The organism is Pseudomonas sp. 9.1(2019), from assembly GCF_009910445.1.
GTDB lineage: Bacteria > Pseudomonadota > Gammaproteobacteria > Pseudomonadales > Pseudomonadaceae > Aquipseudomonas > Aquipseudomonas paraversuta.
This window is the reverse complement of sequence record NZ_VBWF01000010.1, coordinates 1,062,236-1,085,222: the sequence shown is the minus strand read 5'-3', so window position 1 is coordinate 1,085,222 and position 22,987 is coordinate 1,062,236. Positions and strand designations below refer to the sequence as shown.

26 protein-coding genes are annotated in these 22,987 nt (G+C 60.6%); 23 read left to right on the top strand and 3 right to left on the bottom strand.

What is annotated here, in order from left to right; translation table 11 throughout:
- The first annotated feature begins 56 nt into the window (after positions 1-56).
- From FEZ21_RS18240 to FEZ21_RS18195, 10 genes are all read left to right on the top strand, one after another.
- A complete protein-coding gene (locus FEZ21_RS18240) occupies positions 57-428 on the top strand; it encodes a chemotaxis response regulator CheY (protein WP_165439717.1) in 372 nt (123 codons plus the stop codon).
- Between the two features lie 20 nt (positions 429-448).
- The gene (locus tag FEZ21_RS18235; RefSeq protein ID WP_003441885.1) at positions 449-1,237 is read left to right on the top strand and encodes a protein phosphatase CheZ; all 789 of its coding nucleotides are present in this window, start codon (positions 449-451) and stop codon (positions 1,235-1,237) included.
- A gap of 70 nt (positions 1,238-1,307) precedes the next feature.
- Positions 1,308-3,482 carry a chemotaxis protein CheA gene (locus tag FEZ21_RS18230; protein WP_127196237.1) on the top strand — a complete coding sequence of 725 codons (2,175 nt, stop codon included), beginning with the start codon at positions 1,308-1,310 and terminating at the stop codon, positions 3,480-3,482.
- 48 nt (positions 3,483-3,530) lie between these two features.
- Positions 3,531-4,661: a chemotaxis response regulator protein-glutamate methylesterase gene (locus tag FEZ21_RS18225; protein ID WP_010656432.1), complete on the top strand. Its 1,131-nt coding sequence runs from the start codon at positions 3,531-3,533 to the stop codon at positions 4,659-4,661.
- A complete protein-coding gene (locus FEZ21_RS18220; RefSeq protein WP_010656431.1) occupies positions 4,661-5,401 on the top strand; it encodes a flagellar motor protein in 741 nt (246 codons plus the stop codon). The genes FEZ21_RS18225 and FEZ21_RS18220 overlap by 1 nt, the downstream gene beginning before the upstream one ends.
- A gap of 2 nt (positions 5,402-5,403) precedes the next feature.
- A complete protein-coding gene (gene motD / locus FEZ21_RS18215) occupies positions 5,404-6,294 on the top strand; it encodes a flagellar motor protein MotD (RefSeq protein WP_003441890.1) in 891 nt (296 codons plus the stop codon).
- A 50-nt stretch (positions 6,295-6,344) separates the two neighbouring features.
- Positions 6,345-7,133, top strand: a complete 789-nt coding sequence (locus tag FEZ21_RS18210; RefSeq protein WP_003441891.1) for a ParA family protein — start codon at positions 6,345-6,347, stop codon at positions 7,131-7,133.
- 84 nt (positions 7,134-7,217) lie between these two features.
- A complete protein-coding gene (locus FEZ21_RS18205) occupies positions 7,218-7,991 on the top strand; it encodes a CheW domain-containing protein (RefSeq protein ID WP_010656430.1) in 774 nt (257 codons plus the stop codon).
- Positions 7,992-8,060: 69 nt separating this feature from the next.
- The gene (locus FEZ21_RS18200; protein WP_010656429.1) at positions 8,061-8,543 is read left to right on the top strand and encodes a chemotaxis protein CheW; all 483 of its coding nucleotides are present in this window, start codon (positions 8,061-8,063) and stop codon (positions 8,541-8,543) included.
- Complete coding sequence (locus tag FEZ21_RS18195) at positions 8,544-8,936, top strand: DUF2802 domain-containing protein (RefSeq protein WP_003441894.1); 393 nt, start codon at positions 8,544-8,546, stop codon at positions 8,934-8,936.
- A 579-nt stretch (positions 8,937-9,515) separates the two neighbouring features.
- Here FEZ21_RS18195 and FEZ21_RS18190 read toward each other — a convergent pair.
- Both FEZ21_RS18190 and FEZ21_RS18185 read right to left on the bottom strand, forming a co-directional pair.
- The gene (locus FEZ21_RS18190; RefSeq protein ID WP_003441895.1) at positions 9,516-9,836 is read right to left on the bottom strand and encodes an EscU/YscU/HrcU family type III secretion system export apparatus switch protein; all 321 of its coding nucleotides are present in this window, start codon (positions 9,834-9,836) and stop codon (positions 9,516-9,518) included.
- Positions 9,833-11,404, bottom strand: a complete 1,572-nt coding sequence (locus FEZ21_RS18185; RefSeq protein WP_160628089.1) for a flagellar hook-length control protein FliK — start codon at positions 11,402-11,404, stop codon at positions 9,833-9,835. Before FEZ21_RS18185 ends, FEZ21_RS18190 begins: the two co-directional genes overlap by 4 nt.
- A 245-nt stretch (positions 11,405-11,649) precedes the next feature.
- Here FEZ21_RS18185 and ccmA point away from each other — a divergent pair, with 245 nt between their 5' ends.
- The 12 genes from ccmA (at position 11,650) to FEZ21_RS22700 (ending at position 21,200) form a co-directional block, all read left to right on the top strand.
- Entirely contained in the window at positions 11,650-12,231 is a 582-nt protein-coding gene (gene ccmA / locus FEZ21_RS18180) for a cytochrome c biogenesis heme-transporting ATPase CcmA (RefSeq protein WP_238840021.1), read from the top strand.
- Positions 12,228-12,896, top strand: coding sequence for a heme exporter protein CcmB (ccmB, locus tag FEZ21_RS18175; protein ID WP_003441898.1), 669 nt, complete (start codon positions 12,228-12,230; stop codon positions 12,894-12,896). Before ccmA ends, ccmB begins: the two co-directional genes overlap by 4 nt.
- Positions 12,897-12,980: 84 nt before the next feature.
- Entirely contained in the window at positions 12,981-13,739 is a 759-nt protein-coding gene (locus tag FEZ21_RS18170; RefSeq protein ID WP_177412974.1) for a heme ABC transporter permease, read from the top strand.
- Positions 13,736-13,912 (top strand): heme exporter protein CcmD, encoded by a 177-nt coding sequence (gene ccmD, locus FEZ21_RS18165; RefSeq protein ID WP_003441903.1) that lies wholly within the window; start codon positions 13,736-13,738, stop codon positions 13,910-13,912. Before FEZ21_RS18170 ends, ccmD begins: the two co-directional genes overlap by 4 nt.
- Positions 13,909-14,364: a cytochrome c maturation protein CcmE gene (ccmE, locus tag FEZ21_RS18160; protein ID WP_003441905.1), complete on the top strand. Its 456-nt coding sequence runs from the start codon at positions 13,909-13,911 to the stop codon at positions 14,362-14,364. The genes ccmD and ccmE overlap by 4 nt, the downstream gene beginning before the upstream one ends.
- A gap of 3 nt (positions 14,365-14,367) precedes the next feature.
- Entirely contained in the window at positions 14,368-16,356 is a 1,989-nt protein-coding gene (locus FEZ21_RS18155) for a heme lyase CcmF/NrfE family subunit (protein ID WP_003441907.1), read from the top strand.
- A complete protein-coding gene (locus FEZ21_RS18150) occupies positions 16,353-16,889 on the top strand; it encodes a DsbE family thiol:disulfide interchange protein (RefSeq protein ID WP_003441908.1) in 537 nt (178 codons plus the stop codon). Before FEZ21_RS18155 ends, FEZ21_RS18150 begins: the two co-directional genes overlap by 4 nt.
- Positions 16,886-17,362, top strand: coding sequence for a cytochrome c-type biogenesis protein (locus FEZ21_RS18145; RefSeq protein WP_003441910.1), 477 nt, complete (start codon positions 16,886-16,888; stop codon positions 17,360-17,362). The genes FEZ21_RS18150 and FEZ21_RS18145 overlap by 4 nt, the downstream gene beginning before the upstream one ends.
- Positions 17,355-18,557 carry a c-type cytochrome biogenesis protein CcmI gene (ccmI, locus tag FEZ21_RS18140; protein WP_160628085.1) on the top strand — a complete coding sequence of 401 codons (1,203 nt, stop codon included), beginning with the start codon at positions 17,355-17,357 and terminating at the stop codon, positions 18,555-18,557. The genes FEZ21_RS18145 and ccmI overlap by 8 nt, the downstream gene beginning before the upstream one ends.
- An 84-nt stretch (positions 18,558-18,641) precedes the next feature.
- Positions 18,642-19,037 (top strand): hypothetical protein, encoded by a 396-nt coding sequence (locus tag FEZ21_RS18135; RefSeq protein ID WP_003441914.1) that lies wholly within the window; start codon positions 18,642-18,644, stop codon positions 19,035-19,037.
- A gap of 364 nt (positions 19,038-19,401) precedes the next feature.
- Positions 19,402-21,087, top strand: a complete 1,686-nt coding sequence (locus FEZ21_RS18130; protein ID WP_003441915.1) for a sodium:solute symporter family protein — start codon at positions 19,402-19,404, stop codon at positions 21,085-21,087.
- Positions 21,069-21,200, top strand: coding sequence for a putative transporter small subunit (locus tag FEZ21_RS22700; RefSeq protein WP_003441916.1), 132 nt, complete (start codon positions 21,069-21,071; stop codon positions 21,198-21,200). The genes FEZ21_RS18130 and FEZ21_RS22700 overlap by 19 nt, the downstream gene beginning before the upstream one ends.
- 47 nt (positions 21,201-21,247) lie before the next feature.
- Here FEZ21_RS22700 and FEZ21_RS18125 read toward each other — a convergent pair whose 3' ends face one another.
- A complete protein-coding gene (locus FEZ21_RS18125) occupies positions 21,248-21,970 on the bottom strand; it encodes an SDR family oxidoreductase (RefSeq protein WP_160628083.1) in 723 nt (240 codons plus the stop codon).
- A gap of 173 nt (positions 21,971-22,143) precedes the next feature.
- Between FEZ21_RS18125 and FEZ21_RS18120 the strand changes: the two genes are divergently transcribed.
- On the top strand, positions 22,144-22,986 hold the full coding sequence (locus FEZ21_RS18120) for a PhzF family phenazine biosynthesis protein (protein WP_160628082.1): 843 nt from the start codon (positions 22,144-22,146) through the stop codon (positions 22,984-22,986).
- Position 22,987 lies beyond the last annotated feature (1 nt).

Genomic DNA, 22,987 nt, shown 5'->3' with positions numbered 1-22,987 from the left:
CGCGTCCAGAGACTGAACGCGTTTAAGACTGCTTGGAGGTCGAATTGGACAAGAACATGAAGATCCTCATCGTTGATGATTTCTCAACGATGCGACGGATCATTAAAAATCTGTTGCGTGACCTCGGGTTCACCAACACGGTGGAGGCGGACGACGGCACCACGGCGTTGCCGATCCTCAACCAGGGGCACATCGACTTTCTGGTGACGGACTGGAACATGCCGGGCATGACCGGTATCGAGTTGTTGCGCCATGTGCGTGCCGACGAAAAACTCAAGCACCTGCCCGTGCTGATGGTGACCGCTGAAGCCAAGCGCGAACAAATCATCGAGGCGGCCCAGGCCGGGGTCAACGGCTATGTGGTCAAGCCGTTCACGGCCCTTGCACTCAAAGACAAGATCGAAAAAATCTTTGATCGCATCGGTTGAACGGTTTCCCGGGGGGCGCTATGGAGCATCAAGAAGCGACACAGGGCGAGTTTGAGTCGACCCTGAAAAAACATGCCCGCGAATTGGTCGACAGCCTTGAGAAAGGCAAGTTTGGCGACGCCGTGCAACTGATTCATGAACTGAACCAGACTCGCGATCGCGGCCTGTACCAGGAAGTCGGCAAGCTGACCCGTGAGTTGCACAGCTCGATTGTCAACTTTCACATCGATCCGAACATGCCGCGCGCTGAAGAAGTGTCGCAGATCACCGATGCAGCCGAGCGTTTGGCTTATGTTGTGAAGCTCACGGAAGCTGCGGCGAATCGAACCATGGATCTGGTAGAAAACAGCACGCCGCTGGTCAATGGCCTGGGCAGCGAGGCTAAAGCCCTGAGCGCAGACTGGGGCCGCTTTATGCGGCGCGAAGTAGGCGCCGAGGAGTTTCGCGAACTGGCGCGGCGGGTTGACAGTTTTTTGACGCGCAGCGAAGCCGACAACCATGTGGTGTCCGCCAACCTCACTGACATATTGCTCGCCCAGGATTACCAGGACCTCACCGGTCAGGTGATCAAGCGTGTCACCCAGCTGGTGACCGATGTGGAAAGCAATTTGCTCAAGCTGGTGCTGATGGCCAGTCAGGTCGATCGCTTTGCCGGGATCGAACACGACCGTGCGGCACTGCTCGCAGAAAATAATTCGCAAAAAAACCTGACTAAGGGTGAAGGTCCGCAGATTCATGCCGATAAACGTGATGATGTCGTGTCCGGCCAGGATGATGTAGACGATTTGCTTTCCAGTTTAGGTTTCTAGGTACTGAGTAGGCGCGCGGTAAGGGTTACCCGTCCCGGCGTCGAAAGGTCCTACTTCAAGGAGCACGTACATGAGCTTCGGCGCCGATGAAGAAATCCTTCAGGATTTCCTGGTTGAAGCCGGCGAGATTCTAGAGCTGCTGTCCGAACAGCTGGTCGAGCTTGAAAGCCGACCGGATGATGCGGACTTGCTCAATGCAATTTTTCGCGGTTTTCACACTGTAAAAGGGGGCGCCGGCTTCCTCCAGCTCCACGAGCTGGTGGAGTGCTGCCACATCGCCGAGAACGTTTTCGACATCCTGCGCAAGGGTGAGCGTGGCGTCGACTCGGAATTGATGGACGTGGTTCTTGAGGCCCTGGACGCGGTCAACGCCATGTTTACCCAGGTGCGCGAGCGCCGCCCGGTTACGCCGGCAACCCCGCAGCTGCTGGCGGCGCTGGCACGTCTGGCCGAGCCAGCTTCGGTGCCGACAGTCGCCGTTGCGGTGGCGGTCGCCGAACCTGTGGCCGGCGACAGCAGCGATATCACCGATGACGAATTTGAACTGCTGCTGGACTCCCTGAATGCAGTCAAGGCTGCTGCTGCCGAGCCCGTGCAGGCAGTTGCAGCGCCTGCAGGCAGTGATGAAATCAGCGATGCCGAATTCGAGTCGCTGCTCGACCAGTTGCACGGCAAGGGGCAGTTTCGCCCCGACACGGCCTCCAGCGTGGCGCCAGAGTCGGCACCTGTGATGACAGAGTCGGTGAGCAATGAAATCACCGACGACGAATTCGAAGCCTTGCTTGATCAGTTGCATGGCAAAGGTTCATTCAATACCGATGCGCTGGGCGCAGCCCCGGTTGTGCCGGCAGACCAGGCTGGTGAGCCTGTCAGCCCGGATCACATCAGCGATCACGAATTTGAAGCACTGCTCGATGAGCTGCACGGCAAGGGCCAGTTTTCTGTCCAGAGTCCTGCGGTTGCAGCCGTTGTTGCGGCCCCGGCTCCAGCGCCGGTAGCCAGTGCGCCCGAAGCCGCCCGTGCAGTGGCCCCCCGGGCCCCGGCTGCCAGCGCCGACAAGCCCCAGGCTTCTGAGGCCGAGACCACGGTGCGGGTTGATACTGCGCGGCTGGACGACATCATGAACATGGTCGGCGAGCTGGTGCTGGTGCGTAACCGTCTGGTGCGCCTGGGCCTCAACAGCCACGACGAAGCGATGGCCAAGGCATTGTCCAACCTCGACGTGGTGACCGCCGACCTGCAGACCGCGGTCATGAAGACCCGGATGCAGCCGATCAAAAAAGTCTTCGGCCGTTTTCCGCGTCTGGTGCGCGATCTGGCGCGCCAGTTGAAAAAAGAAATCAGCCTGGAGCTGGTGGGCGAAGAAACCGACCTCGACAAGAATCTGGTCGAGGCACTGGCCGATCCGCTGGTGCATTTGGTGCGCAACGCGGTTGACCACGGGTGTGAAACCCCCGAAGAGCGCGAAGCAGCCGGTAAACCGCGCTGCGGCAGGGTAATTTTGTCGGCCGAGCAAGAAGGCGACCATATCCTGCTGTCGATCTCCGATGACGGCAAAGGCATGGACGCCAATGTGCTGCGCGCCATTGCAGTGAAAAAAGGGCTGATGGACAAGGATGCAGCCGATCGCCTGAGCGAAAACGATTGCTACAACCTGATTTTTGCCCCGGGCTTCTCCACCAAAACCGAGATTTCCGATGTGTCCGGGCGTGGCGTGGGCATGGATGTGGTGAAAACCAAGATCGCCCAGCTCAATGGCTCGCTGAGCATTGAGTCGACCCTGGGTCGCGGTTCGAAAATCGTGATCAAGGTGCCGCTGACCCTGGCCATCATGCCGACCCTGATGGTGATGCTGGGCAATCAGGCGTTTGCGTTCCCGCTGGTCAACGTCAACGAAATTTTCCACCTCGACCTGTCGCGCACCAATGTGGTCGACGGCCAGGAAGTGGTGATCGTGCGGGACAAGGCGTTGCCATTGTTCTACCTCAAGCGCTGGCTGGTGGCCTCGGCGGCCCATGAAGAGCAGCGCGAAGGGCATGTGGTGATTCTTTCGGTGGGCACCCAGCGCATCGGCTTTGTGGTCGATCAACTGGTGGGCCAGGAAGAAGTGGTGATCAAGCCGTTGGGCAAAATGCTCCAGGGCACGCCAGGCATGTCGGGCGCCACCATCACCGGTGACGGCCGTATTGCCCTGATCCTGGATGTTCCGAGCATGCTCAAGCACTACGCTTCGCGGCGTATTTGATTCTGGTGGCACCGGCGGTTGCACCTCATACCGCCTAACGGAGTGTTTATGGTAGTCAAGGTCCTGGTGGTGGATGATTCCGGTTTTTTCCGCCGCCGCGTCTCGGAAATTCTGTCGGCTGATCCAACAATTCAAGTGATCGGTACCGCCACCAACGGCAAGGAGGCGATTGATCAGACGCTGGCGCTCAAGCCCGATGTGATCACCATGGACTACGAGATGCCGTTGATGGATGGCATTACGGCGGTGCGCCATATCATGCAGCGCTGTCCGACTCCGGTACTGATGTTCTCTTCGCTGACCCACGAAGGCGCCCGGGTCACCCTGGATGCGCTGGACGCCGGGGCGGTGGATTTCCTGCCGAAAAACTTTGAAGACATCTCGCGTAATCCGGACAAGGTCAAACAATTGCTGTGCGAAAAGGTGCACAGCATCTCCCGCAGCAACCGTCGCTTGTCCGGCTACAGCGCACCAGCCCCCGGCATACCGGCGCCTGTTGTCAGCCGGCCGGCAGCGGGCGGTTTTGCGCCGCCTGCAGCCATACCGGCTCCGGCACGCACCACGCCGATTGCCAGTCGTACGGCCGCGCCAGCGACGTCCCCCGGGCCAAAGCGCAAAGCCTACAAACTGGTGGCCATCGGCACCTCAACTGGCGGTCCGGTGGCCTTGCAACGGGTCCTGACCCAGTTGCCGGGTAATTTCCCGGCGCCGATCGTACTGGTCCAGCATATGCCAGCGGCTTTTACCAAAGCCTTTGCCGAGCGTCTGGACAAGCTGTGCCGGATCAGCGTCAAGGAAGCCGAAGACGGCGATATCTTGCGCCCCGGCCTGGCGTTGCTGGCTCCGGGCGGCAAGCAGATGATGATTGACGGGCGTGGCGCGGTAAGAATCCTGCCAGGCGATGAACGTCTGAACTACAAACCGTGCGTGGATATCACCTTCGGTTCAGCTGCCAAGTCCTACGGCGACAAAGTTTTGGCGGTGGTATTGACCGGCATGGGCGCGGATGGCCGTGAAGGTGCACGTTTGCTCAAGCAGAGCGGCAGTACGGTGTGGGCCCAGGACGAGGCCAGCTGTGTGATTTACGGCATGCCCATGGCCATCGTCAAAGCCAACCTGGCGGATGCGGTGTACAGCCTCGATGATGTCGGCCGGTACCTGGTGGAGGCCTGTCACTGATGGATGTGCTCAGTCTGATCGGCATCATCATGGCCTTTGTCGCGATTATCGGCGGCAACTACCTGGAAGGGGGCCATCTGGGCGCCCTGGTCAATGGCCCGGCGGCCTTGATTGTGGTGGGCGGTACAGTGGGCGCGGCGTTGCTGCAGTCGCCCGTGAGTGCGTTCAAGCGGGCGATGCAAACCCTGGTCTGGATTATCTTTCCGCCGCGCATCGATATGGCTGCCGGCATCGACCAGGTCGTCAACTGGAGCCTTACCGCGCGCAAGGAGGGCCTGCTGGGCCTTGAAAGCGTGGCCGATGCCGAGCCCGACAGCTATTCGCGCAAAGGCCTGCAATTGCTGGTGGACGGCGCTGAGCCCGAAGCCATTCGCAGCGTGCTGGAGGTCGATTACATGACCCGGGAAAGTCGCGATATCGAGGCCGCCAAAGTCTTTGAAAGCATGGGCGGCTATGCGCCGACCATCGGCATCATCGGTGCAGTGATGGGCCTGATCCACGTGATGGGCAATCTGGCCGACCCGGCGCAACTGGGCAGCGGCATTGCCGTGGCGTTTGTGGCGACCATTTACGGGGTGGCCAGTGCCAACCTGTTGCTGTTGCCCATTGCCAGCAAGCTCAAGGCGATTGCCCTGCGCCAGTCGCTGTACCGCGAGATGATGCTCGAAGGCATCCTGTCGATTGCCGAAGGCGAAAACCCGCGCTCCATCGAACTCAAGCTCCAGGGCTTTGTGGGTTAACTATGAGTCGCCGCCGCCGCTCCGCCGATGAGCACGTCAATCATGAACGCTGGCTGGTGTCCTACGCGGATTTCATTACGCTGCTGTTTGCCTTTTTTGTGGTCATGTACTCGATTTCATCGATCAACGAAGGCAAGTACAAGGTGATTTCCCAGGCCCTGGTCGGGGTTTTCAATGACAGCGAGCGCAGCGTCAAGCCAATCCCCGTCGGCGATGAGCGGCCACTGACGACGACCCCGGCAGAGCCGTTGATCAAAGACAGCGAACACACCGACGCCGGTCTGGGGCAGTCTCCTGATGATCCGCTTAAAACCATTGCCGATGACATCACCACCGCCTTCGGCGACTTGATCGCGTCCAGACAATTGACGGTGCGCGGTAACGAGTTGTGGGTCGAGATCGAACTCAATTCCAGCCTGTTGTTCGGCAGCGGCGACGCCATGCCCAGCAATATGGCGTTCAGTATCATCGACAAGGTGGCGGCGATCCTCAAACCCTTCGACAACCCGATTCACGTCGAGGGCTTTACCGACGATTTGCCGATACGTACCGCGCAGTACCCGACCAACTGGGAGCTGTCGTCGGCACGCTCGGCGAGCATCGTGCGCATGCTGGCGATGCAGGGGGTCAACCCCGGGCGCATGGCGTCGGTGGGCTACGGCGAGTTTCAACCGGTGGCCAATAACGCCACGCCTGAGGGGCGCGCCCTCAATCGCCGGGTGGTACTGGTGGTGTCGCGCAATCTGGAAGTAAGGCGCAGCCTGACCGGCGTGGGCACCGCTCACGCAACACCGGATGCCGCCCTGAAGCGGGCTGGCACACAAACTGCACCGCCTCCAACAAAGCCGCCGGTTCGTGGGAATGCCGTCAATTCCCCGTCACCGCTCCTATAAGTGCATGTCAATTCTCGGCCGGCACGTCCGCAGCCGGGAGGAACAACAAAATGAGAGTCTGGGCAGTAGCCAATCAAAAAGGTGGAGTCGGTAAGACCACCACATCCATCGCTCTGGCCGGTTTGCTGGCTGAGGCGGGCAAGCGCGTGGTGGTGGTCGACCTCGACCCGCACGGTTCCATGACCAGCTATTTCGGTTACGACCCGGACGCCCTCGAGCACAGCGTTTACGACTTGTTTTTGCACCAGGGCCAGGTGCCGCAAGGCCTGGCTGCGCAATTACTGCTGTCCACCAGCCATCCGAACATTGCCTTGTTGCCAGCCACCACTGCGCTGGCAACCCTGGAGCGTCAGGCTCCGGGGCAGAGCGGCCTGGGTCTGGTCATCGCCCGCAGTCTGGCGCAGCTGTGGCAGGATTATGACTACGCTATCATCGACAGCCCGCCGATCCTGGGGGTGCTGATGGTCAATGCATTGGCGGCCAGCCAGCAGTTGATCATCCCGGTGCAAACCGAGCATCTGGCCCTCAAGGGCCTGGAACGCATGGTTCACACCCTGCGCATGATCAACCGCTCGCGCCAGCAGGAACTGCCGTTCTGCATCGTGCCGACCTTGTTCGACCGCCGCACCCAGGCCTCGATGAGCACCTTGCGGGTTTTGCGCGATGTGTACCCCGACACCCTGTGGCAGGGCTTTGTCCCGGTGGACACGCGTTTGCGTGATGCCAGCCGGGCAGGGCAGACGCCCTCGCAGTTCGATGAAAAAAGCCGTGGGGTGATCGCCTATCGCGCCTTGCTCAAGCATGTATTGACCCGCCAGCTCGCGCCGCAGGCGGTCTGAGGTGCGCGTGCATTCAAGTAGCCGCCGGGTGCGGCCGATAACGTCTCAAGGCCTCAGTCGCGAGGCAGTTGAGTGGGGCACTTTATGAAACAGGCGACAGCGCTTTCCCACGGCCCGCAATTGGCTTTGCAGTCCTATCTCGACGACTTGCTGTTCGATGCCACAGAAGGGTTGCAGCAGGTTGAACCACAGCCGGACGAGCTGTCCGCAGTTGCCCTTGACGGGCAGGTGCAGGCTGAAGAACCGGCGGTTGCCATGCCGCTGGAGCTGGCAGACGTGGGGGTGGCCACCGAAGCGTTCGCCCACCCTCTGGTGCAGGTGCACCGGCCGCGCGCCGCGGCGGCTCCATTGCCGGCGCAGACCGACGGCCGCCCGGCCTGGGCCGACGAGCCTTTCGAATGTCTGCTGTTTGACGTGGCCGGGCTGACGCTGGCGGTGCCGCTGGTGTGCCTGGGCTCGATTTATTCACTGCAGGGGCGGGAATTGACTCCCCTGTTCGGTCAGCCGGAGTGGTTCCTGGGCATTCTGCCGAGCCACAGTGGCAACCTCAATGTGCTGGACACCGCGCGCTGGGTAATGCCCGACCGCTATCGCGATGATTTTCGCGAGGGCCTGCAATACGTTATTTCGGTCCAGGGTTATGACTGGGGGCTGGCCGTGCATCAAGTCAGCCGCTCACTGCGCCTGGACCCCGAACAGATCAAATGGCGGACCCGGCGCGGGCAGCGACCGTGGCTGGCGGGCACTGTGATTGAACACATGTGTGCGCTGCTGGACGTGGCGCAGCTGGCAGAGTTGATCAGCAGTGGTGCGGTCAAGCACATGGCCAGTGCCGCCGCCGGGGCAACCGACAAATAAACCACCGGGCCTTTGGCCGCGGTCAGACAGTACACACCGCATCGACGGTATTTCTTCAGGGGTTTGGGTATGAGCAAGGCAGCGGCACAACAGAGCAGCGAAGATCCGATCCTGCAGTGGGTCACCTTCAAGCTGGACAACGAGACCTACGGCATCAACGTCATGCAGGTGCAGGAAGTACTGCGTTATACCGAAATCGCCCCGGTTCCTGGTGCGCCGTCTTACGTGCTGGGCATCATTAACCTGCGCGGCAATGTGGTGACGGTGATAGACACGCGTCAGCGTTTTGGCTTGCAGGGTACCGAGATTACTGACAACTCGCGGATCGTCATCATCGAAGCCGACAAGCAAGTGGTGGGGATTCTGGTCGACAGCGTGGCGGAAGTGGTTTACCTGCGTCAGTCTGAAATCGAAACGGCGCCCAATGTGGGCAATGACGAGTCGGCAAAATTTATCCAGGGTGTGTGCAACAAGAACGGCGAGCTGCTGATTCTGGTTGAGCTGGACAAGATGATGACCGAAGAAGAGTGGTCGGACCTGGAGAACATCTGATTGATCCTTGAGGCGGCGGTAATCGTCCTGGGCCTGCTCTGGGTGGCGACACTGTGGGTGCTGGTGACCTATATCCGCCGCCAGCGCGTGAGTGCCGCACAGCAGGCGGGGGCGGACGAACTGCGTGACCGGCGCCTCAAGGAACTGACCCGGCGGCTGGACACCTACCAGAACGGCAGCGTGCAGATGGGCGAAGACCTGCACGAACTGCGCGCCGTGGTAGCGCCGCTGCCCGAGAAGCTGACCCAGCTGGAACAGCGCGACCCCACCAGCCTGTCGTTCAACCAGGCAGCGCGTCTGGTGGGCATGGGTGCCAGCGTTGACGAACTGACCCAGTCCTGCGGCCTGACCCAGGCCGAGGCCGAATTGATGAGCAAGATGCATAAAGGCTGAACCGCCAAACCTGTAGGAGCGAGCTTGTCTCGCGAGCTCTTTGCGGTTTTGCTGAAAAGCTCGCGAGACAAGCTCGCTCCTACAGGTGCGGTTGCAACCTCCTGCATGGGGTGCCTTCCGGCCTGGGCGGTGAAGTCTGCGATCTGCCGCATTTCAGCACAGCACAACCCCTGTAGGAGCGAGCTTGCTCGCGAGCTCTTTGCGGTTTTGCTGAAAAGCTCGCGAGACAAGCTCGCTCTTACAGATGCGGTTGCAGCCTCCTGCATGGGGTGCCTGCCGGCCTGGACGGTGAAGTCTGCAATCTCCCGCATTTCTGCACAGCACAACCCCTGTAGGAGCGAGCTTGTCTCGCGAGCTCTTTGCGGTTTGGTTGAAAAGCTCGCGAGACAAGCTCGCTCCTACAGATGCGGTTGCTACCTCCTGCATGGGGTGCCTGCCGGCCTGGACGGTGAAGTCTGCGATCTGCCGCATTTCTGCACAGCACAACCCCTGTAGGAGCGAGCTTGCTCGCGAGCTCTTGGGGTTTGGTTGAAAAGCTCGCGAGATAAGCTCGCTCCTACAGGTGCCTTGTGAGCGGCCTTATTTCGGCGGGGTTATATCCCGTTCCACCGGCCCGGCATCGGGATCGAATCCCTCCGGGAATTTGCCTTTAAGCTGCCAGGCAAAGGCAATGATCTCCGCCAGGGTGCGGTACAACTCCTGCGGGATGCTGTCCCCCAGTTCCATGCGCGCCAGTAATTTCACCAGCTCGGCATTTTCATAAATTGGCACTTCGTACTCGCGGGCCAGTTTGAGAATGGCTTCGGCCAGTTCATCGTCACCCTTGGCGGTGAGGGTGGGCGCTTGTTTGCCGTCGTATTTGAGGGCAATCGCCTGACGCGTTTCGGGCTCTGTGCTCATGCGGTTTCGTCGACCCAGCGTTGTTCCAGTGGGGTGTGACCACCTTGCGGCGGGATGCCCTGGTGGCAATCGAGATCGGTCACGCTCAGCCCGGCATCGTTGAGACGCTGGCGTAACGTGCCCAGCTGGCTGGCGATCAGTTCTGCGGTACTGGCCCGTTGCGCCCAGAGCTGGCCCGACAGGTTGCCGCGAAGCAATTGCGCCTGTACATGCAAGGGGCCCAGCGGGCTCAGGTCGAAGGCCAGTTCCACCCGCCACAGCTGATCTTTGACTTCACGGCTTTCGGCCGTGTCTTGGGCTTGTTTCTCACCCGGATCTTCACGCTGAAACTTGATCTGCAGCGCAACTACGTCGTGGGCGTTGCGCATCGGTATTTCCAGTTGCCAGGTGGTCAGCAGGTTGCCATCAGCGGTTCGTCCGCTTTGCTCCAGGCTGGACAGTTGATGGCTTTGCAGGCGCGAAATGGCCGCCGCTGCGAGTTTCAGCAAATGTTCCAGGCTGTCTTCGTCTTCGCCACCGGGCAGTCCACGTTTGGGCAGCGGAAAGCCGCCAGGCTGGGGTTTGGCGCTGACCTGGCCGAGCATCCCCAGGGCATTGCGGACAAAGGTCGGCATGGCCTGGGCCTGGCTGCTGGCGGCCATGGCGGGGGTGAAAGCGGAGTTTGCAGGTACGCCCGGCAAGATCTGCGCAATCAGGCGCAGCAATGTGGCTTTCATGTCTGGAGCCAGGGCCTGGGTTTGACCGTTCAGCAGTCTGGCCTCCAGAAAAGCGCCGCTGTTGAGTAGGGCCGCTCCTAATGTTTTGGGGTTACTCAACTCTGCTGGCGTAGGCAAGCCCGCCAACAGCTTGTCGATGGAGGCGCGCAACGCGTCGGGCATGTTGTTGCTGGCCGGGAGTTTTTGCAGGGCGCTGAGCAGGCCTTCCAGTGAAGCCTGGCGACCTTGCTGCATGGCCAGTTGTTGCGCCACCGCCAGTTGATCCTGACGACCGCTCAGCGGGACAAAATTCAGGGTCTGTGCATCCTGCACCTGTGCACTCAGCAAGCTGCCCACGCGCAAGGGTTGGGGGCTGTCCACAGTCAGGGTGCTGCCGTTCAGGGCGCTGTTGAGCAGTGTGACCATTGAGCGATAGACCGCAGGCTGACCAGCGCTCTGGGCCAGCAGCTGGGTGGTCAGCACTTTGCCCTGCAGCAGGCTGCCCGCCGGCAATTGTTGCGGGTCAAGCCGGGTGAGGCTGGCCACGCCGCTGCTCAGGGCTTGCTGCAGGCTGATGGCCAGACTGCCGGGGCCGGGCTGGCTCACGGCGAGCAGGGTGCCCAGGGGCAGGGGTTGGAGGCTGCTGACTTGCACATTGGTCTGGCGCCCGCTATCGAGGGTCAATCGGAGCAGCAGCTGGAAGGCCGCATCCCCCTGTTTAAGTGATAACACTTGTGCCTGTGCACTTTGGCCGGGGCCGATCAGGCCCGGGAGAGGCTGCAGCAATTTGAGCGTTTCACCGCCCGTAATGCCAGGACGTACGGCGGTCGGCGCAGCGGGCAGGACGGGTGGAATTGTCATGTCGCCTTTCATCGTAACAGCCTGTCGAAATTGGCTCATTTAGAGTAGGGCATGGCATGTATAATGCTGCCCCGTCGTTCAGAGCGGGTGAAAACATCGCTATTGTTTGACCCAGCTCTCTGAAACAGGTCGCCAAAGCATTTATCCTGCATCATTTTAACGGCCGCGCCTCAGCCGACTTGAACCGTGAAGGCCTCAATTACGTGACCAGCCCTCTTTTAGAAGCCGTAGCACTCGCCTGTGAGCGCGACTGGCGGATGCTGTTCGAGAATCTCGAATTGCGACTCGCCAGCGGCGACATGTTACAAATCAGCGGGCCCAACGGCAGCGGCAAGACCAGCCTGTTGCGTTTGTTGGCGGGCCTGATGCAGCCGACGGCGGGTGAAGTCCGGCTCAATGGCCTGCCGTTGAGCAGTCAGCGAACGCAACTGGCCGGTAATCTGCTCTGGATCGGCCATGCTGCCGGTATCAAGGATTTGCTCACCGCGGAAGAGAACCTGGCCTGGCTCTGCGCCCTGCATCGCCCGGCCACCCGTGACGCTATCTGGGCAGCACTGGCTGCAGTGGGGCTCAAGGGTTTTGAAGATGTACCGTGCCACACCTTGTCCGCAGGTCAGCAGCGGCGTGTGGCTCTGGCGCGGCTGCATCTGGACAGCCCGCCGTTGTGGATTCTCGATGAGCCGTTTACCGCGCTCGATAAACAGGGTGTGGGCCAGCTCGAAGAGCACCTGGCGAGTCACTGCGAACGCGGTGGCATGGTGGTACTGACCACTCACCACAACTTGACCCGGATGCCGGCCGGTTACCGCGATATCGACCTGGGGCATTGGGCTGTATGAGTGTGTTCGCAACCTTGGTGGCACGTGAAGCGCGTTTGCTGTTTCGCCGTCCGGCGGAACTGGCCAACCCTCTGGTGTTCTTCGCAATTGTGATCGCCATGTTCCCGTTGGCAGTCGGACCCGAGACTCAGTTGTTACAAACCTTGTCTCCGGGGCTGCTCTGGGTAGCTGCCCTGTTATCGGTTTTGCTCTCGCTGGACGGGCTTTTCCGCAGTGATTTCGAGGACGGATCACTGGAGCAGTGGGTCCTTTCGTCGCACCCCCTGCCTCTACTGGTATTGGCCAAAGTGCTGGCACACTGGGCGTTTTCCGGTCTGGCCCTGGTCATCCTGTCGCCGCTGCTGGCCTTGATGCTGGGGTTGCCGGTGGCCTGCCTGCCGGTCTTGCTGCTGTCGTTGTTGCTGGGTACGCCGGTCTTGAGCCTGCTCGGCGCTGTTGGCGCGGCGCTGACCGTGGGCCTCAAACGGGGTGGCCTGCTGCTGGCCCTGCTGATTCTGCCTTTATATATCCCGGTGCTGATTCTTGGCAGCGGCGCGTTGCAGGCGGCCTTGCAAGGCATGCCTGCGACGGGTTATCTGCTTTGGCTTGCAAGCCTGACCGCCCTGGCAGTAACCCTGACACCTTTTGCTATAGCCGCCGGCCTGAAAATCAGCGTCGGCGAATAATGAGGTCTGGCCCCATGGGGCCAGTAAAGACCCTGGCTTTGTCAACGACCCTCGGGCGTGGCAAAGCACCGTGATGGAAACAGCGTGATGAACTGGACTTGGTTTCACAAACTCGGCTCGCCCAAATGGTTCTATGCCATCAGCGGGCGCCTGCTGCCCTGGTTAAGCATTGCGGCAGCGTTGCTGATTACCTGCGGGGTAGTCTGGGGCCTGGCATTTGCGCCGCCCGACTACCAGCAGGGCAATAGCTTCCGGATCATTTATATCCATGTGCCGGCGGCGATGCTGGCCCAGTCCTGTTATGTGATGCTGGCGGTGTGCGGCGTGGTTGGCCTGGTCTGGAAGATGAAAATCGCCGACGTGGCCCTGCAGTGCGCAGCGCCCATCGGTGCCTGGATGACCGCCGTGGCGCTGCTCACCGGTGCGATCTGGGGCAAGCCGACGTGGGGCTCGTGGTGGGTGTGGGATGCTCGCCTGACCTCGATGCTGATCCTGCTGTTTCTGTACTTCGGCCTCATTGCCCTGGGCAATGCCATCACCAATCGCGACAGCGCGGCCAAGGCCTGCGCGGTATTGGCGATTGTCGGCGTGATCAATATCCCGATCATCAAATACTCGGTCGAGTGGTGGAACACCCTGCACCAGGGCGCGACCTTCACCCTGACCGAAAAACCGGCCATGCCGATGGAAATGTGGTTGCCATTGCTGCTGACGGTGCTGGGTTTTTATTGCTTCTTTGGCGCCGTGCTGTTGTTGCGCATGCGCCTCGAAGTACTCAAACGCGAGGCCCGCAGTAGCTGGGTCAAGGCCCTGGTATTGAAAGCGCTGGAGGGTGGACGATGAGCTTTGCGTCTTTCGGCGACTTTATCGCCATGGGCCATCACGCGGTATATGTCTGGTCGGCCTATGGCATTTGCCTGGCAGTGCTGGGGTTGAACGTAGCGCTGCCGATTGTGGCGCGCCGGCGTTATCTGCAACAAGAGGCGCGTCGTTTGCGCCGGGAGAACTCGAAGTGAATCCGCTGCGCAAAAAACGTTTGATCATCATCCTGGCAATTCTGGTGGGGGTAGGCATTGCCGTTGCCCTGGCCTTGAGTGCCCTGCAGCAGAACATCAACCTGTTCTACACCCCGACCCAGATCGCCAATGGCGAAGCCCCGCTGGACACCCGCATTCGTGCCGGCGGCATGGTGCAAGCCGGTTCGCTGAAACGCTCTGGCGACTCGCTGGACGTGCAGTTCGTGGTCACCGATTTCAACAAGTCCGTAACCATCGCTTATCGCGGCATCCTCCCGGATCTGTTCCGTGAGGGGCAGGGCATCGTCGCCCTGGGCAAGCTCAACGCCCAGGGTGTGGTGGTGGCTGATGAAGTGCTGGCCAAGCACGACGAAAAATACATGCCGCCCGAAGTGACCAAAGCGTTGAATGAAAGTGGCCAGTCCGCGCCTGTACCGGCTAAAGAGGGTTAAGTAATGACGTTTGGACTGTTTGTTCCTGAATTGGGCCAGCTGGCCATGATTCTGGCCCTGTGCTTTGCCATCGTGCAGGCCATCGTGCCGCTGCTGGGTGCCTGGCGCGGCGACAAGTTGTGGATGAGCCTGGCGCAACCTGCCGCCTGGGGCCAGTTTGCCTTCCTGCTGTTTTCGTTCGGTTGCCTGACCTACGCCTTTATGAGTGATGACTTCTCGGTGGCGTACGTGGCGAGCAACTCCAACAGCGCGCTGCCCTGGTACTACAAGTTCAGCGCCGTGTGGGGCGCCCACGAAGGTTCGCTGCTGTTGTGGGCGATGATTCTGGGGGGCTGGACCTTCGCCGTGTCGATCTTCTCGCGCCAGTTGCCGCAAGTGATGCTGGCCCGGGTGCTGGCGATCATGGGCATGATCAGTATCGGCTTCCTGCTGTTTCTGATCATGACTTCGAATCCGTTCGTACGTCTGCTTCCGCAAATTCCTGCAAACGGCAATGACCTTAACCCGCTGCTGCAGGACATCGGTCTGATCGTTCACCCGCCGATGCTGTACATGGGCTATGTCGGTTTCTCGGTGGCCTTTGCCTTCGCCATTGCCGCCTTGCTCGGCGGTCGGCTGGATGCTGCCTGGGCCCGCTGGTCGCGTCCGTGGACCATCGTTGCCTGGGCCTTTCTCGGTATCGGTATCACCCTGGGTTCGTGGTGGGCGTATTACGAGCTTGGCTGGGGCGGCTGGTGGTTCTGGGACCCGGTAGAAAACGCCTCGTTCATGCCATGGCTGGTGGGCACTGCGCTGATTCACTCGCTGGCCGTGACCGAAAAACGCGGAGTGTTCAAAAGCTGGACCGTGTTGCTGGCGATTGCCGCCTTTTCGTTGAGCCTGCTGGGGACCTTCCTGGTGCGTTCCGGCGTGCTGACGTCGGTCCACGCGTTTGCCTCCGACCCCGAGCGCGGGGTGTTCATCCTGATTTTCCTGCTGTTTGTCGTAGGCGGTTCGCTGACCCTGTTTGCGTTGCGTGCACCGGTGGTCAAGAGCCACGTCAGCTTCAAGCTGTGGTCCCGCGAAACCTTGCTGCTGGGCAATAACCTGGTGCTGGTGGTGGCCGCTTCGATGATTCTGCTGGGCACCTTGTATCCGCTGATTCTGGATGCCATCAGTGGCGCCAAGATGTCGGTCGGCCCGCCGTATTTCAACGCCATGTTCATTCCACTGATGGGCTTGCTGATGGTGGTAATGGCCGTCGGCATGCTGGTGCGCTGGAAAGACACTCCGGTCAAATGGCTGCTGAGCATGCTGACCCCGGTGCTGCTGGGCAGTGCGGCGCTGGCGGCGATTGCCGGCGTAGCCTATGGCGACTTCAACTGGGCGGTGATCACCACCTTTATGCTGGCGGCCTGGGTGTTGCTGGCCGGGGTGCGCGACATTGGCGACAAAACCCGTCACAAAGGCCTGATCAAAGGCATGCGCAGCCTGACCCGCAGCTACTGGGGCATGCAGATCGCCCACCTGGGGATTGCGGTCTGCGCGCTGGGCGTGGTGTTGTCGAGCCAGAACAGTGCCGAGCGCGACTTGCGTCTGGCGCCGGGCGAGTCCATGGAACTGGGTGGTTATCACTTCATTTTTGAAGGTGCCAAGCATTACCAGGGCCCCAACTTCACATCGGACAAAGGCACGGTACGGGTGATCCGTAACGGCAAGGAAGTCAGCGTGCTGCACCCGGAAAAACGTTTGTACACGGTGCAGAACTCGATGATGACCGAAGCCGGGATCGATGCCGGCTTTACCCGTGACCTCTATGTAGCACTGGGTGAACCGCTGGATAACGGTGCCTGGGCCGTACGGGTGCATGTCAAACCGTTCGTGCGCTGGATCTGGTTCGGCGGCCTGCTCACAGGCTTTGGCGGTTTGCTGGCAGCGATGGACCGGCGTTATCGGGTCAAGGTTAAAAGCCGCGTGCGTGAAGCATTGGGCATGACAGGAGCCACCGTATGAAGCGCTGGTTGATGCTGGTTCCGCTGGCCGTATTTCTGGGCATGGCGTGGTTTCTCTACAGAGGCCTGTACCTGGACCCCACCGAATTGCCCTCGGCAATGATCGACAAACCGTTCCCGGCCTTCAGCCTGCCAGCGGTCGAGGGTGACAAGACCCTGACCGAGGCCGACCTCAAGGGCAAGCCGGCGCTGGTCAACGTGTGGGCCACCTGGTGCATTTCGTGCCGGGTCGAGCACCCGGTGCTGACCAAACTGGCCGAGCAGGGTGTGGTGATTTACGGCGTCAACTACAAGGACGTGAATGCCGACGCCAAAAAATGGCTCAAGGACTTTCACAATCCCTACCAGCTGGACATCAACGATGCAGACGGCTCGCTGGGCCTGAACCTCGGGGTGTACGGTGCGCCCGAGACCTTCCTGATCGACAGCAAGGGCATCATTCGCCACAAGTTTGTCGGTGTGATCGATGAAACCGTTTGGCGCGAACAACTGGCCAGCCGCTATCAGGCGCTGGTTGACGAGGCCAAGCCATGAAGCGCTGGTTAGCGGCAGCAGCCCTGGGCCTGGCCCTGAGCGGCGTGGCCCAGGGGGCCATCGACACCTATGAGTTTGCCAATGATGCCGAACGCGCGCGTTTTCGTGAGCTGACCCAGGAACTGCGTTGCCCCAAGTGTCAGAATCAGGACATTGCCGATTCCAATGCACCGATCGCCACCGACCTGCGGCGCGAGATCTACCGCATGCTGGGCGAGGGCAAGGACAACCAGCAAATCCTCGACTTCATGGTCGCGCGCTACGGTGATTTCGTGCTCTACAAGCCGGCCCTGACCAGCAAGACCGCAGTGCTCTGGTTTGGCCCGTTCGCCTTGCTGCTCGGTGGCCTGGTGCTGATCGGGGTGATTGTCGGTCGCCGTCGTCGAGCCCCGCAGGCTGCAGGCTCGGACACACTTTCTGTCGAAGAGCGTCAGCGCCTCGACACTTTGCTGGATAAAACCAAAGATGATTGATTTCTGGCTCGCAGCAGGCTTGCTGCTACTCATTGCCCTCAGTTTTTTATTGATTCCGGTACTGCGCGGGCGTCGTGCCCAGCGTGAAGAAGACCGTACCGCGCTCAACGTAGCGTTGTATCAGGAGCGTCTGGCTGAATTGCAGCAGCAGCTTGAAGAGGGCGTATTGAACGCCGGGCAGCTGGAAGCCGGGCGTGCCGAAGCCGCCCGGGAATTGCTGGCAGACACTGAAGGCGTGGCCCCGGCGCGGGTTTCCAGCCTGGGCAAAGCCTTGCCACTGCTGGCAGCGATCATGGTTCCGGTATTGGGTCTGGGCCTGTACCTGCACTATGGCTCCAGCGATAAAGTCGAGCTGACCCGCGAATTCTCGCAACCGCCGCAATCCCTTGAAGAGATGGTCGCGCGCCTGGAGCGTGCTGCGGCAGCGCAGCCGGACTCGGCCGAAGGCCTGTATTTCCTGGGGCGTGCCTATATGGCGCAAAACCGCCCGGCCGACGCCGCCAAAGTGTTTGAGCGCACCGTGGCCCTGGCTGGCCGTCAGCCGGAGTTGTTGGGTCAGTGGGCCCAGGCGCAGTACTTTGCCGATGACAAACAGTGGAGCGACAAGACCCAGGCGCTGACCGATGAAGCCCTGAAGTCCGATCCGAAAGAAGTCACCAGCCTCGGTCTGCTGGGTATCGCCGCCTTTGAAGGCAAGCGTTATCAGGAAGCCATCACCTATTGGCAGCGTCTGCTCAACGAGCTGCCCCAGGGTGACAAGTCCCGTGAAGCGCTGGAAGGCGGCATCGAACGTGCTCGTCAGCAGTTGCTGGCCAGTGGTGGCAAAGTCGAAGAGGCCCCTGCGGCCGAGGCCCGGGCTTCGATCAAGGTCAGTGTCGATCTGGCTGATGCAGTCAAGGCCCAGGTCCTGCCGGGTGACAGCGTCTTCATCTTCGCCCGTGCAGTCTCAGGCCCGCCGGCACCCCTGGCGGTCAAGCGCGTGACCGTGGCCGACCTGCCGATCACCGTTGAACTGGGTGATGTCGACGCAATGATGCCGCAATTGAAACTGTCCAACTTTCCTGAAGTCCAACTCATGGCACGCATCTCCCGCGCCGGCCAGCCAACAGCCGGCGAGTGGATAGGGCGGGGCAAACCGCTGTCCAGCAGCACCACGCAGCTGCAACAGCTGACCATCGACAGTCCGGACAAATAACCGGGAACCCGCAGGAGCGAGCTTTTTCAAAGCGGCAACGAAAAGCTCGCTCCTGCAGGGCAATCAATGACAAGAGAATTATCCATGGCCGTCCTTGTACGCATCACTGTGCTCAGTCTGGTTTTAGGCCTCAGTGCCTGTGCGGTTCATCAGCCCTATGAACCCTCGGCGCCATCGACGCCGGCTCCGCAACCGGCGCCGCAGCCTTCGGGTCAGCCGTTGCCGGACATGCCCATCCCCAAGCCGCCCAAGCCGCTGCCGCGGACTTCGGCCACCTTCGCGCCGCCACCCGGTGGCCCGAGCCATTGGGATGCGCGCATGGGGGTCTATGTGCTGGATGACCAGACCAACATCTTCTATCGCCAGCGTGCCTACTACCGTTGGGACAATGGCTGGAGCCGGGCAGTCAGCCCCAATGGCCCGTGGGAAGAGACCGACACCAGCGGTGTTCCGCCGGGGTTGAGCCGGCAGTTCAAGTGATGTAGTAACGGCGGCCCTCGGGTCGCCGTTTTTGTTTGTGGGACTGCAACCGGCAATCCCCGCCCCAAGCCTGTTATAATTCCCGGCTGTCGGTGTCAGGCCTTGTGCCTTGGATACCGACTCATCTTCCGGCTCTTGCCGGCCATTGCTGCAAGCACAGGGTTCAACGTGCTGGCGCACGCTTTACCTTTGGACCTGGGTCGCCCTTTGCGTCCCGTCCCTTGTCAGCCTTCATGAAAACAACCCAGCGGACCGCTGTCCGTCGCTGCCTGCCTGTCAGGAAACCCGGGTTGTTTTGCGCCTGCCTTTATCGGCCTTTCGTTGCGACTGTGACGACTGTGGCGCACATAAAAAGGAGAAAGGAATGTTTCAACTTTCCACCCCCACCGTGTTGCTGCTTCTGTTCTGTTTCTATGGCCTGACCTTTCTGGTGTCGTTGCGCGTCGGGCGCAAGGACGAAAACGTCGACGGTTATATGGTCTCCAATAATTCCATTGGTTTCGGCATGGCGGCTGCCAGCATGACCGCCACCTGGATCTGGGCGGCCTCGTTCTATGCCGCTGCCAGCTCAGGCTACAAGTTCGGTCTTTCGGGGGCGCTGCATTACGGCTTCTGGGGCGCGCTGATGATTCTGTTTATCTACCCCTTCGGCCGGCGTTTTCGCGAGCTGGCACCCAAGGCCCATACCCTGGCGGAAATCATGCATGCCCGGCACGGGCGCTCCAGCCAGATGATTCTGGCGGGCTCCAATATTGTCGGGAGCATGATCAGCCTGATGGTCAACTTCACCGCCGCCGGGGCGCTGGTGGCGGTACTCTCGCCCTTGAGCTTTATCCACGGGGTCTTGATCGCAGGCTTCGGGATTCTGGGCTACACCATCTGGTCGGGTTTTCGCTCTTCGGTGCTGACGGATTTCGGTCAGTTGATCGCCATGATCTTCGCGGCCGTGGTGATTATTCCGATTATTTTCTTCCAGCTCGGCGGCCCGGAATTATTTGCCCGGGGCATGCCGAATATTTCTGCCGAACAAGCGAGTTTTTACTCGAAAACCGCGATTCTGGAGCAGGGCGCCCCCTATTTTGTCGCGGTGCTGGCGTATGCCATTGGTAACCAGACCATCGCCCAGCGGCTGTTCGCGGTGCGTGAAGACCTGATGAAATCGACCTTTGTCACGGCCACCATCGGCTATGCCTCGATCGTGATCGGCCTTGGCATGCTGGGTTTTCTGGCTTTGCTGGCCGGTGTGCAACCGGTGGACGGCGACCTTAACAACCTGATCCCGCAGATGGCCTCGACCTACTTGCCACCTTTTGCGGTCGGGCTGTTTTTCATCATGGTGATTGGCTCGCTGTCGTCCACTGCCGATTCGGATCTGTCGGCGTTGTCGGCCCTGGTGATGACCGACGTCTATGGCAAAAATATGGCCAAGGGCAAACCCAATCCTAAAACCATGTTGTTCGTCGGGCGCATGACCATGGTGGTGGCGACGATGCTCGCGGTGGTTTTCGCCAGTCTCAAGCTGGACATCCTGACCATGCTGATTTTTGTCGGCGCACTGTGGGGAGCCATCGTGTTCCCGGTAATCGCCAGCCTGTACTGGGGGCGCATCACCAATGCCGCCTTCACCAGTGCGGCCATTGCCGGTTTTGTCATGTTTCTGGTGGCGCGCTTCGAACTGCTGGAACTGCAGGGAGTGGTGGCCCTGTTCTTCGAACTCTTTGCATCGGTCGGTGGCGGGGTAGTCATAGGTTTGATGGCCTTTGGTTTCTTCGGGCGCAAGGTCGGATTCACCTTGGGCGGCTTGGCGTTTCTGGTGCTTGCACCCTTTGCCTTTGGCTTCTTGCGCGACTACCCGGTTTTGCTCAGTTCACTCACTGCCTACGGCATCAGCACCGTGGTCTGTGTACTGGTGAGTTTGCTGTCCAACGAAAACTTTGATTTCGACTGCATCAATGAGCGTGTGGTGGCCTTCCACTACAACCCTGTGCCCGAAACCTCGGATAAACCTGCAATTGAACAAGGAGATTCCCCATGTCCAGCTACGCGTTAACCCTTTATGTAATGATCTGGCCGGTGATAGCGGCGGGCGTGATGATCACCCTGTGCGTCAGCGTGTACCGCGATATGCGCAAGGCCAGACGTGACGGTACCGACCTGGTGTAAATCGTTCCGTGGTGCGGGCAAGTGCCGTGAGCTTGCCCGCATGCGCATTAAAACGCGGCCTTGCCTACCGAGGCACCGCCGTCGACAAACAGGGTCTGGCCGGTGATGAAGCCGCTGTTCTCCGAGAGCAGGAAGGCAATTGCCGAGGCAATTTCCTCGGGTTGTCCCAGACGTGCCATCGGCACTCCGGCCAGATAGCGGGCTTCGCCTGCCGAACCCGGCGGGTTATTGGCACGGAACAGTTCGGTTTCGGTAGGGCCCGGGGCCACGGCGTTCACGGTGATCCCGCTTTGCGCCAGCTCCAGTGCCCACGAACGGGTGAAGCTGACCAGTGCGGCTTTGGCCGCGGCATAGGCGGTGCGTTGAGCGATGCCCAGCACCGTCAGGCTGGAAATATTGACAATCCGGCCCCAGCCCCGTGCCTGCATCCCCGGCAGCAAAGCCTGGGTGGCTTGCAGCGCCGAGTGCAGGTTGACCCGTATTACGTCATCAAACGCATCCAGATCGATCTCACCCAGTGCTTGAGGGCGAACCAGCCCTACGTTATTCACCAGCCCGTCAAACGCAAAGCGTTCGCTGAGTTCCCCGAGCACCTGGGCGCTACGTTCGCGGTCTGCCAGATCCAGCGCCACCAGCGTGCCGGGAAAGCTCGGGTCATCGGCATTGCGGGCGATGCCCACCACGTTATGCCCGGCTTGCGCCAGCCAGGTTGCCAGGGCGCGACCGATACCTTTGCTGGCACCAGTGATGAGGAAGGTACGTGCAGTCATGCTGTGCTCCTGAGTTAAATCTGCAGCGATGATACCGGTTTGCCATTGACCCTGTAGGAGCGAGCTTGCTCGCGAGCTTTTTGTTGCTGCGTTGTAAAAGCTCGCGGGCAAGCCCGCTCCTACAGTACGGGGGCCATGGTAGGCTGCGATTTATTCGAAAACAGGAGGTCGCAGTGAGCCAATTTGAATTCAAACAAGTGGATGTTTTCAGCACGGTTGCCCTCAAAGGCAACCCGGTGGCGGTGGTGTTGAACGCGGACAGTCTGAGCGATCAGCAAATGGCCGACTTTGCGCGCTGGACCAACCTCAGTGAAACCACTTTCGTCCTCAAACCGCAAAACCCGGAAGCAGATTACCGCCTGCGGATTTTCACCACCCTCAGGGAGCTGCCCTTTGCCGGGCACCCGACGTTGGGCAGTTGCCATGCCTGGCTGGAAGCAGGTGGCAAGCCGCGGGGTGAGGAAATCATCCAGGAATGCGCCGTGGGCCTGATCCGGGTTCGTCGCCAGAATGGACAGCTGGCTTTCACTGCACCGCCTCTGCTGCGCGACGAAGCCCTGGATGACGACCTGCTGCAGCGCATCTGCAGTGGCCTGGGGATCGACACCCGGGCGGTGGTGCAGGCCCGCTGGATCGACAATGGTCCCGGCTGGCTGGGGTTGCTGCTGCGCGATCGCGAACAGGTGCTGGCGCTGAAGCCGGACTTTTCACAGTTGCATAATCGGGTGGTCGGCGTAGTCGCCCCGTGGAACCCCGAGCGCGACGGCACTGAAGCGCAATTTGAAGTCCGTGCCTTCGTTGCCGGTGACGGCATGTCGGAAGATCCGGTGACCGGCAGCCTGAATGCCGGGCTGGCGCAATGGTTGATTGGCGCGGGTATTGCTCCGTCGCGCTATGTGGCCAGCCAGGGCACGGCCATGGGCCGGGAAGGGCGGGTATCGATTGAGAAAGTCGGCGCCGATATCTGGGTCGGCGGTGCCGCAGTGACCTGCATCAACGGCTCGCTGACGCTTTGAC

Bases quoted from the DNA above. Each gene is read 5' to 3' on its own strand.
- FEZ21_RS18200 (WP_010656429.1), top strand. From the start codon at position 8,061: ATGAGCAAGGCAGCGGCACAACAGAGCAGCGAAGATCCGATCCTGCAG.
- FEZ21_RS18225 (WP_010656432.1), top strand. From the start codon at position 3,531: ATGGTAGTCAAGGTCCTGGTGGTGGATGATTCCGGTTTTTTCCGCCGC.
- FEZ21_RS18205 (WP_010656430.1), top strand. From the start codon at position 7,218: ATGAAACAGGCGACAGCGCTTTCCCACGGCCCGCAATTGGCTTTGCAG.
- FEZ21_RS18135 (WP_003441914.1), top strand. From the start codon at position 18,642: ATGGCCGTCCTTGTACGCATCACTGTGCTCAGTCTGGTTTTAGGCCTC.
- FEZ21_RS18190 (WP_003441895.1), bottom strand. From the start codon at position 9,836: ATGAGCACAGAGCCCGAAACGCGTCAGGCGATTGCCCTCAAATACGAC.
- motD (WP_003441890.1), top strand. From the start codon at position 5,404: ATGAGTCGCCGCCGCCGCTCCGCCGATGAGCACGTCAATCATGAACGC.
- FEZ21_RS18240 (WP_165439717.1), top strand. From the start codon at position 57: ATGAAGATCCTCATCGTTGATGATTTCTCAACGATGCGACGGATCATT.
- FEZ21_RS18125 (WP_160628083.1), bottom strand. From the start codon at position 21,970: ATGACTGCACGTACCTTCCTCATCACTGGTGCCAGCAAAGGTATCGGT.
- FEZ21_RS18210 (WP_003441891.1), top strand. From the start codon at position 6,345: ATGAGAGTCTGGGCAGTAGCCAATCAAAAAGGTGGAGTCGGTAAGACC.
- ccmB (WP_003441898.1), top strand. From the start codon at position 12,228: ATGAGTGTGTTCGCAACCTTGGTGGCACGTGAAGCGCGTTTGCTGTTT.
- FEZ21_RS18185 (WP_160628089.1), bottom strand. From the start codon at position 11,404: ATGAAAGGCGACATGACAATTCCACCCGTCCTGCCCGCTGCGCCGACC.
- FEZ21_RS18230 (WP_127196237.1), top strand. From the start codon at position 1,308: ATGAGCTTCGGCGCCGATGAAGAAATCCTTCAGGATTTCCTGGTTGAA.
- FEZ21_RS18145 (WP_003441910.1), top strand. From the start codon at position 16,886: ATGAAGCGCTGGTTAGCGGCAGCAGCCCTGGGCCTGGCCCTGAGCGGC.
- FEZ21_RS18130 (WP_003441915.1), top strand. From the start codon at position 19,402: ATGTTTCAACTTTCCACCCCCACCGTGTTGCTGCTTCTGTTCTGTTTC.
- FEZ21_RS18220 (WP_010656431.1), top strand. From the start codon at position 4,661: ATGGATGTGCTCAGTCTGATCGGCATCATCATGGCCTTTGTCGCGATT.
- ccmA (WP_238840021.1), top strand. From the start codon at position 11,650: ATGCTGTTCGAGAATCTCGAATTGCGACTCGCCAGCGGCGACATGTTA.
- ccmD (WP_003441903.1), top strand. From the start codon at position 13,736: ATGAGCTTTGCGTCTTTCGGCGACTTTATCGCCATGGGCCATCACGCG.
- FEZ21_RS18235 (WP_003441885.1), top strand. From the start codon at position 449: ATGGAGCATCAAGAAGCGACACAGGGCGAGTTTGAGTCGACCCTGAAA.
- ccmI (WP_160628085.1), top strand. From the start codon at position 17,355: ATGATTGATTTCTGGCTCGCAGCAGGCTTGCTGCTACTCATTGCCCTC.
- FEZ21_RS18155 (WP_003441907.1), top strand. From the start codon at position 14,368: ATGACGTTTGGACTGTTTGTTCCTGAATTGGGCCAGCTGGCCATGATT.
- FEZ21_RS18150 (WP_003441908.1), top strand. From the start codon at position 16,353: ATGAAGCGCTGGTTGATGCTGGTTCCGCTGGCCGTATTTCTGGGCATG.
- FEZ21_RS22700 (WP_003441916.1), top strand. From the start codon at position 21,069: ATGTCCAGCTACGCGTTAACCCTTTATGTAATGATCTGGCCGGTGATA.